The sequence below is a fragment of the Vibrio sp. T20 genome (assembly GCF_007858795.1).
Lineage (GTDB): Bacteria > Pseudomonadota > Gammaproteobacteria > Enterobacterales > Vibrionaceae > Vibrio > Vibrio satsumensis.
Map to the genome: position 1 here is coordinate 1 of NZ_VFEB01000001.1, position 297 is coordinate 297.

General features: G+C 38.4%; 1 protein-coding gene. It reads left to right on the forward strand.

Annotated elements, in window-relative coordinates:
• Window positions 1-297, forward strand: a 297-nt coding sequence (locus tag FTW16_RS00005; RefSeq protein ID WP_409994441.1) for a hemerythrin domain-containing protein, incomplete at both ends; no start/stop codon positions are given.

A 297-nucleotide genomic window follows, 5' to 3' on the forward strand; every position in this document is an offset into this window, starting at 1 on the left:
ATAAGTTAGAGTGTCTAAAACAAGAGCGTGAAAAAAACTACAGCCCGATCGCTGAAGTGGTTCATTATTTGATGAATCATTCTGATAAGGTGCATCACCCTAAAGAAGATATCATCTATCGTTATTACCTCAATAAGTATGGTAATGATCAAGCCATTGAAGATCTTGAACTAGAACATCAATTGCTTGCCGAGAAAACCGCTGACTTTTTAGGTGTGGTGGATATGATTCTTCAAGATGCCGTCGTACCTCAAGAAGTCTTTATTGAACAGCTTGAGGAGTTTGTTCATACCCAAC